We start from the raw sequence: 6,937 nt of genomic DNA, 5'->3' as shown, positions 1-6,937 counted from the left end.
TTTTACTTCTGTTCTGATTTGCATTTTCTGATATTTATTGACATACAGAAAATAAAAATAATAGTTTTTTACAAAAGTTCCTTACACTCTTGGTTTTGAACTTTGACAAAGATTTCCGCTCCAATAACTCACCGCAATCTTGTCATCTCGACCAAAGGGAGAGATCACACGCGGGGGAAACGCACTGTTGCCGAGCCACTTTATGTGGTATGATCATCTTTGTCAAAGTTCAAAACTTTGACAAAGATTTACGCTTCAATAAGTCGCCGCAATCTTGTCATCTCGACCAGAGGGAGAGATCACACGCGAAACTCAACAAAGATTAAATTCTCTTACGAAGATCTCTTCGTCGAGAGGATAATCTTTGTGTTTTTTTTCTCCCTATTAGTTATTTTTTAATTCAATAACATTGCCTACAACGACTAAACATGATCAATTAACAACGCAACTAATTGTAAATTTTCTCTAAATTTTCTCTTTTTCTATAGCTCTTTCGAAAGTTTAAAATATATTTACGTTTTGGTTAATAGAATTACGTTGTACGAATAATCAGTTACTATAGCGTTAGGCCAATTAATTTTAAGCAGTCAAAATGGAAAAACATACCCTATCAGTAGCATCGTTACCTCTGGAAGATAATCCAATACCGAATAGTCAAATAACGAAAGTAGATTTATTACCGGATCCCGAATCCCGTTTGGATTCTATGGAAATGAAAGAAAAACCTCTTATGGATTCCAGTATTCCTTTTAGGGATTTGACAAATGTTGCGAGTAAAAAAGAAAGCATTGGGCGACTTATTGATAAATTGGATGTTGAAAATAATCTGAGATACCAAAGAACTGTAGAAGATACCTACTGCAATGTGTACTCTTATGATTATTGCTATTTCTCTAAAGTATATCTGCCAACAGTTTGGTGGACACCGGAATCTCTGGAAAAAGTTTTGCAGGGACAGGAAGTAGAAGTTATTTTCGAACAAACTGTTGATCGCATTTATTCCAGCGCACTACACGATTGGTTTTTAGAATGGGGAGCAAGTTTTGGATGGAAAAGAATGTTTTCTGTTGACGAAATGCAGAATAAAGTAAATGCTAATGGCGGAATTGGAATAATTTGTGCCAAAAGAAAAGAAAAAGGGCTTTCCGGACATATTGTTCCTGTTGTTCCCGAAACTGATACACATAAAGCGTATCGTGAAAATGACATTGTAGTATATCCACTACAGTCACAAGCAGGAAAGTTAAATTATAATTACTTTGCAGAAGTGAGAAAAGATTGGTGGAATGATGAGTTATATTCCTCCTACGTGCTCTATTACCACGAATAAATAAAAACAACAACGCCGATTGTTCAGTCTTCAAAATTATTATTGATTTCCAATACATTAAGTACTTGGAAATAACATAAAAAAGAATTACTTTTGCAACTTGGAAAAAACAAGAATAGCAAAAGTTGTGATTTAGCTATTCCCTTGCTTAAATTATTGATGCAAAAGCGATTAATAGCGATAGTGATTTTATAACTTCATTATAAAATTTTACTACTTAATTGGTCTTCTAGTCGATACAAGTGCAAAATTCCTAAAATATAAATTCCTATATTTTTAAAAGTAAACAAGAACTTTTATAATGGAGGCAAAATATGCTTAATCCGTTATGAGGCTTCCTGTCTCCTATTTTAACACACTGGAATTACATCCGAATAAAAAACAAGCTTTAAATATTTTAATAAACCATAAAAAGAAAATTAGTATAAATGAAAGACAATCAGACAAAAAAGTATTATTGGGGAATAGGATTAGAAAACGAAACTTACTTACAATTTGAAGATCCCTTAATAGTCTCTGGTGAATTTATACAAGAAAAGATTGGTTTTGAAAAATACAGTATTGACTATAGAAAATGTTACAAACCAGAAAGCTTAGCGCCTGTTTTGAAAAAAGCTTTTGGCTTGACGGAAAACTATAAAGTAAGCCGAATGATGAACAGTCACTCACTTGAAAAACTGGACATCAACTATCAGCACAAGACATTATCACCAATAAAACCATTGATTGATACAGAAAATGGTGAAGTAACTGCACAACCGCTTGAAAATCCTGAATATCTTGGAAAATCGATAATGGAACTTTTCCTTGAGGATCAGCCCTACAACATTCAAAGTATGATTACCCAAAGAAACAAAACAATGGGTTCTGTACATTTTGATGGGGATTCTATCGAATTTGTAACCAAATATTTTGAAAACAGAACAATAGCTGATTCTTGTAAAGAACTAAAAGCGACCAAAAAATTATTCCTTGATAAAATCAATGAATCTTCAGTTCTAAACGAAAAATTAAATTTTCCGGATTACAATAATGGTCTTAACATGTTTATGACCAATCAGGAAAACCTGGTTTTGTTTAACAACGGAACGTACCATTTTCACATTACTTTGCCTTCTCTAACTGAAGACAGCAGAATTGTTGATTATAATGATTTTGAAAAAACACATGCCAATGCCATCTATTTATTGCAATGGTTTGAGCCTTTTTTTATAGCTACTCTTGGCAGCCCTGATATTATGGGTGTTATTAGTGATAAATTCACTTTAGACAAAAAATTTACTTTAGGTTCAATGCGAAATGCCATGTCCCGCTACATAGGCGTTGGAACTTATAATAAAGCAATGCCAAAAGGTAAGATCCTTACCTATAATGTAGATGAATTTAGAAAATTGCTGAAATTCGAAAAAGAGGAAAACATTTGGTGGCGCGATCAGATTGAAGCTGACATGGAATATGAAATGTTATCAGAAGTAGGTCTTGATTTTAACCAGGAAAAAATGTACCAAAGCGGTTTTGAATTCAGAAGCTTTGATGAGTTTCCGGCAGAATACCTGAATGATGTTCTTTTTTCTATTATTTTAATCTGTGAGCACTCTTTAAATCTCCCTGATGTTCAATGGGGACATGACAGCAAAGCCTGGAATAATCTTGTTTTTAAAACTTTAAAAATGGGTTATCTAACTGAAATAGAGGAAGACGAAAAGAATGAAGTTTTAGAGTTACTGCAAATACTAAATCCATCAGACAGTAATTACAGTACTCTTAAATCTGAATTTGAAGCTATCGTAATGTTAGATCAATTCTTCTTTAAAATATTAGCTGTATTACATGACAAATACAAAGACAACAATGTTTGTCTGGATGCTATGTACGGACAAAAAACAAGTTCTCCTCCACAATGGGACAACTTTAATAAATACCAGACCGAAAGACATTTAAAACAAATAGGATCTTTCTGTGATAATTAATCCTTTCGCTTAAATTATAAAAAAACATCCCATAAAGAAAAATTCTTTATGGGATGTTTTTTTATAATTTAAAGAAGCTCGTTATGCAACTTCTTCTACTTTTAAGATTTCCAGTTTTAGATTTCCTTTTTTAGCAGGCCATTCTACAACATTACCTTCTTTATATCCTACCATCGCTATACCTTCATCAGAAAGTATAGAAATTCTGTTTTTACTTACTTTGTTTTTTTCAGGACCTACAAACACAACTGTTTTTTCTTCATTGGTTGCACAATCTTTATAAGTTACTCTTCTATTTACAGAAACGATATCTTCCGGTAAATCTCTTCTTAGTACCTGTGTGGCTTTTTTAAGTTCATGAAGCAATAATACTTCTTCTTCAACTGTTACTTTTTTTCTTCTTACGTGATCTTTAATTAAATCGTATATTCCTGTTGTTAAAATAATATTTTGTGACTGTGACATAACTTTCTGTTTGCTCCGTTTTCATAGGTATGATATAAACTCATCATTGAACATTTTATAGCTCATGTGTATGGTAAATTCAATGATATCCTAATCCTAAATGAAAATTGAAGATTAAATAAATGAGCTGCCTGAATAAAAAGAATCCCTGTCCAGAGTTTTGACAGGGCTTAATTAATAAACTCTTTCGAACTTTTTAAGAAAGTATCGTCATGCAAATATAACAACGTGCCTATAAGGCGCATCAAGTGATTATTAGTTAAATAAAAATTTGAAATAGTCATTATTATAAATGCATTTAATTTTCTGCAAGTTAACCCTTTTATTTGAAAGAAAAAACACTAAAAAATTTAAGTGAAACATTTAGAACTAATTGAGTTCACTGAACGTATTTTATTAGTACTGATTATCAAATCACGGTATCGTTTTTTCAAGATTTATAAATAAATATCCAGTCAGTTTATCCATAAAAAAAATATTTCATAACTTCGTTCCGTCACTCTAAATACTTCTTAGTTGCCAAATTCCGGCAACTTCATAAGGCTGTGGGAAGTTCGTTAGCGGTCAGACTAAAAAATATAAAACTTTAATTTAAAGAAAAAAGAAAAATGTCTATCACAACTGAATCCGAATTAATTGGAATGAAAAAGGCTAGCGAAGCTGTTGCCTTTACTTTAAAAGAAATGAGAAACTTTGCCAAGGCTGGTATGACCACAAAGGAATTAGACGACTTTGGCGGACAAATCCTGAATGATTTAGGCGCAAAATCGGCTCCTTATTTAACTTATGGTTTTCCGGGATGGACTTGCATAAGTGTCAATAATGAATTTTGTCACGGCATACCATCAGACAAAAGAATACTAAAAGAAGGTGATTTAATTAATATTGACGTTTCGGCAGAGCTGGATGGATTTTGGTCAGACAACGGCGGATCATTTGTTATTGGAACTGATGTGAACCAACACCAAAAACTTATTGAGGCTTCGAAACAAATTTTGCATAAAGCAATACATAATATTAAAGGCGGTGTTCGTATTTCTGACATTGGTTATCTAATTGAAACCGAAGCTAAAAAAAGAGGTTACAAAGTCATTAAAAACTTAACAGGTCACGGTATTGGAAAAAGTCTTCACGAAGCACCACATGAAATAGCGAATTACAGAGATAAATTCAATCAGACAAGATTCAAAAAGAACTCTGTAGTAGCGATTGAAACCTTTATTTCAACTACTTCTACAATTGCAGAAACCTTGCAAGACGGCTGGACAATGGTGGGTAACAAGGGTGGTTATATGGCGCAACATGAGCATACTATTGTTGTTACTGATGGCAAACCCATCATATTAACAGAAATGAATGAAATATGGAATTAAGCAAATGATATAAAAACGCTTACTTTTAAGAATGAGAAAACCTCCGGTATCAAAAGATTCCGGAGGTTTTGCTTTTTGGCAACTTATAAAAAATCCAAAACATTACACTATTAAAGTATCATTCTTAGTATAAAACCAGACAAGTTATATTCTCGTTTAATGTCGTTCTCATTTTCAGAACAAAATGAAGTCCTCTGCCAATCAGCATACACAGAGATAAAATCAGGATCACCAGGGTAATAAGCAATCCTTTTATTATTTTACAGCTGTTCATTACCGCTACTAAAACAAACGAAGACCTAGTCCTGCCTGAATTTGATGACTGTTAGCCTTCGATCCAAAATCAGTCACATCAGAGAATCCCCAAACATATCTCGCATAAAGTGTCACCGGTCTTAAATTAACTTCGGTACCAGCCACAAAAGCAAAATCAGTCTTTTTGAACAATTTTTTACCATTCTCAAGAACACTCTGGTTTCCACTGGTTAAAAAACTGAACTGCGGCCCTGCAACAACTGTAATCAATCCCTCACTGTTCAAACGAAGCAATACTGGCACACTTACATAATTCAGGGTTTTATTTTTTTTGAAAGCATTATCAAAAATATCTTTATAGCTGTCAGCAATTTTAGTATTAGTCTGATTGAACAACACTTCTCCCTGAACACCTAAAAAATCACTAAAGTTCACATATGCGAAACCACCCAACTGATAACCCAATTCGAAATTACTATTAAAATTTTCACCATCAAGTTTATTCATATTAACCCCTGCTTTTGCCCCAATATGTACCTGACTATAACCAAACACAGACATACATAGCGCTGCTATAACAATTATTTTTTTCATGTTTTTAATTTTTAATTTTAAACTAAATATTCTTTTTTTATGCAAACAGCGGGTTTTAGTAACCCACTACTTTGCAAGAAGTCAGTGATTATTTTTTAGTATAATTAGAATATTCAGTAATCGTTTCTACATTGGCAGCCTGCCCAATAAATTTAGCTTCCATTGTAAGTTTTTCATGCACAGGAAGGTATTGTTTTGCCTGATCATCCCATTTGTATTTTACAACAAGATCAAACTTATCAGCGGTAAGAATAGCCACTTTTACCGGTTTCTCGTTAAGCGTTTGTATTTGATCCATTTTTTTAGATTTAACATTAATTGTCATATAAAATCGGCAATCTTTTATAAAACCATTTTCCTTATTAAGTGACGAAGGATCGAGTTTGTAACTAATAACAAGTTGATCTGCAGTCTCCTTTTCTATTCTAAAACTTGCATCCTCTGCCTTCAAAGCTGGAGACTCTTTGCTCTGGTTCTTTCTAAAGGTATTTACGGCAGACTTAGAAGGATTTTTTCCGTCTACTGAAACAACCGTCCAGCGTTCTGCTCCTGAATTAGCAGGGTCGAATTTAGCAATTGTAACCGCCTCACTTGCGCTGGTTATTATAGTTTGCTTAAAATCGAATGCATAGTTATCCGGTCTTTTAGTTTTTTCAGGATTAAGAATACCAGAATCGATTCCGTATTTAAAAAAAGCATCCATTACCTTCGATTTCTGTGCAGAAACAGTAGCTGTAAATAGCACCAAAAAGAAAAGAATCAATGTATTTGTTCTATTCTGTGCTTCATTATTTGTTTTCGAATTATTAAAATCTGTCCGTGCCATTACTTTTGTTTTTTCCATTTTTAGATATAGTATTTGTTATTATTATGGCGCAAAATTATTGTTAACATCTCTTTTGCAGAGAAATTATTCAGTGAAGCGACGAATCTGTATGGTGAATTGTCAA

Annotated in this window: 6 protein-coding genes; 3 read left to right on the top strand and 3 right to left on the bottom strand. The window is 33.0% G+C overall.

Annotation, left to right across the window (positions count from 1 at the left end; translation table 11 throughout):
- Positions 1–592: 592 nt before the first annotated feature.
- On the top strand, positions 593–1,330 hold the full coding sequence (locus NJT12_RS11940) for a hypothetical protein (RefSeq protein ID WP_271336139.1): 738 nt from the start codon (positions 593–595) through the stop codon (positions 1,328–1,330).
- Positions 1,331–1,758: 428 nt separating this feature from the next.
- Positions 1,759–3,300, top strand: coding sequence for a hypothetical protein (locus NJT12_RS11935; protein ID WP_271336138.1), 1,542 nt, complete (start codon positions 1,759–1,761; stop codon positions 3,298–3,300).
- Positions 3,301–3,381: 81 nt separating this feature from the next.
- On the opposite strand, the gene NJT12_RS11930 is transcribed toward NJT12_RS11935, so the two are convergent.
- On the bottom strand, positions 3,382–3,765 hold the full coding sequence (locus tag NJT12_RS11930) for a GreA/GreB family elongation factor (protein WP_271336137.1): 384 nt from the start codon (positions 3,763–3,765) through the stop codon (positions 3,382–3,384).
- Positions 3,766–4,373: 608 nt separating this feature from the next.
- Here NJT12_RS11930 and map point away from each other — a divergent pair.
- Positions 4,374–5,138: a type I methionyl aminopeptidase gene (map, locus tag NJT12_RS11925; protein WP_271336136.1), complete on the top strand. Its 765-nt coding sequence runs from the start codon at positions 4,374–4,376 to the stop codon at positions 5,136–5,138.
- 282 nt (positions 5,139–5,420) lie between these two features.
- On the opposite strand, the gene NJT12_RS11920 is transcribed toward map, so the two are convergent.
- On the bottom strand, positions 5,421–5,987 hold the full coding sequence (locus tag NJT12_RS11920) for a porin family protein (protein WP_271336135.1): 567 nt from the start codon (positions 5,985–5,987) through the stop codon (positions 5,421–5,423).
- An 88-nt stretch (positions 5,988–6,075) separates the two neighbouring features.
- Entirely contained in the window at positions 6,076–6,831 is a 756-nt protein-coding gene (locus NJT12_RS11915; RefSeq protein WP_271336134.1) for a hypothetical protein, read from the bottom strand.
- Positions 6,832–6,937 lie beyond the last annotated feature (106 nt).

The organism is Flavobacterium azizsancarii (assembly GCF_027980145.1).
GTDB lineage: Bacteria > Bacteroidota > Bacteroidia > Flavobacteriales > Flavobacteriaceae > Flavobacterium > Flavobacterium azizsancarii.
Note: the sequence above shows the minus strand (reverse complement) of the source record. Positions and strands in the feature narration are given on the sequence as shown.

Bases quoted from the DNA above. Each gene is read 5' to 3' on its own strand.
- NJT12_RS11935 (WP_271336138.1), top strand. From the start codon at position 1,759: ATGAAAGACAATCAGACAAAAAAGTATTATTGGGGAATAGGATTAGAA.
- map (WP_271336136.1), top strand. From the start codon at position 4,374: ATGTCTATCACAACTGAATCCGAATTAATTGGAATGAAAAAGGCTAGC.
- NJT12_RS11940 (WP_271336139.1), top strand. From the start codon at position 593: ATGGAAAAACATACCCTATCAGTAGCATCGTTACCTCTGGAAGATAAT.
- NJT12_RS11915 (WP_271336134.1), bottom strand. From the start codon at position 6,831: ATGGAAAAAACAAAAGTAATGGCACGGACAGATTTTAATAATTCGAAA.
- NJT12_RS11930 (WP_271336137.1), bottom strand. From the start codon at position 3,765: ATGTCACAGTCACAAAATATTATTTTAACAACAGGAATATACGATTTA.
- NJT12_RS11920 (WP_271336135.1), bottom strand. From the start codon at position 5,987: ATGAAAAAAATAATTGTTATAGCAGCGCTATGTATGTCTGTGTTTGGT.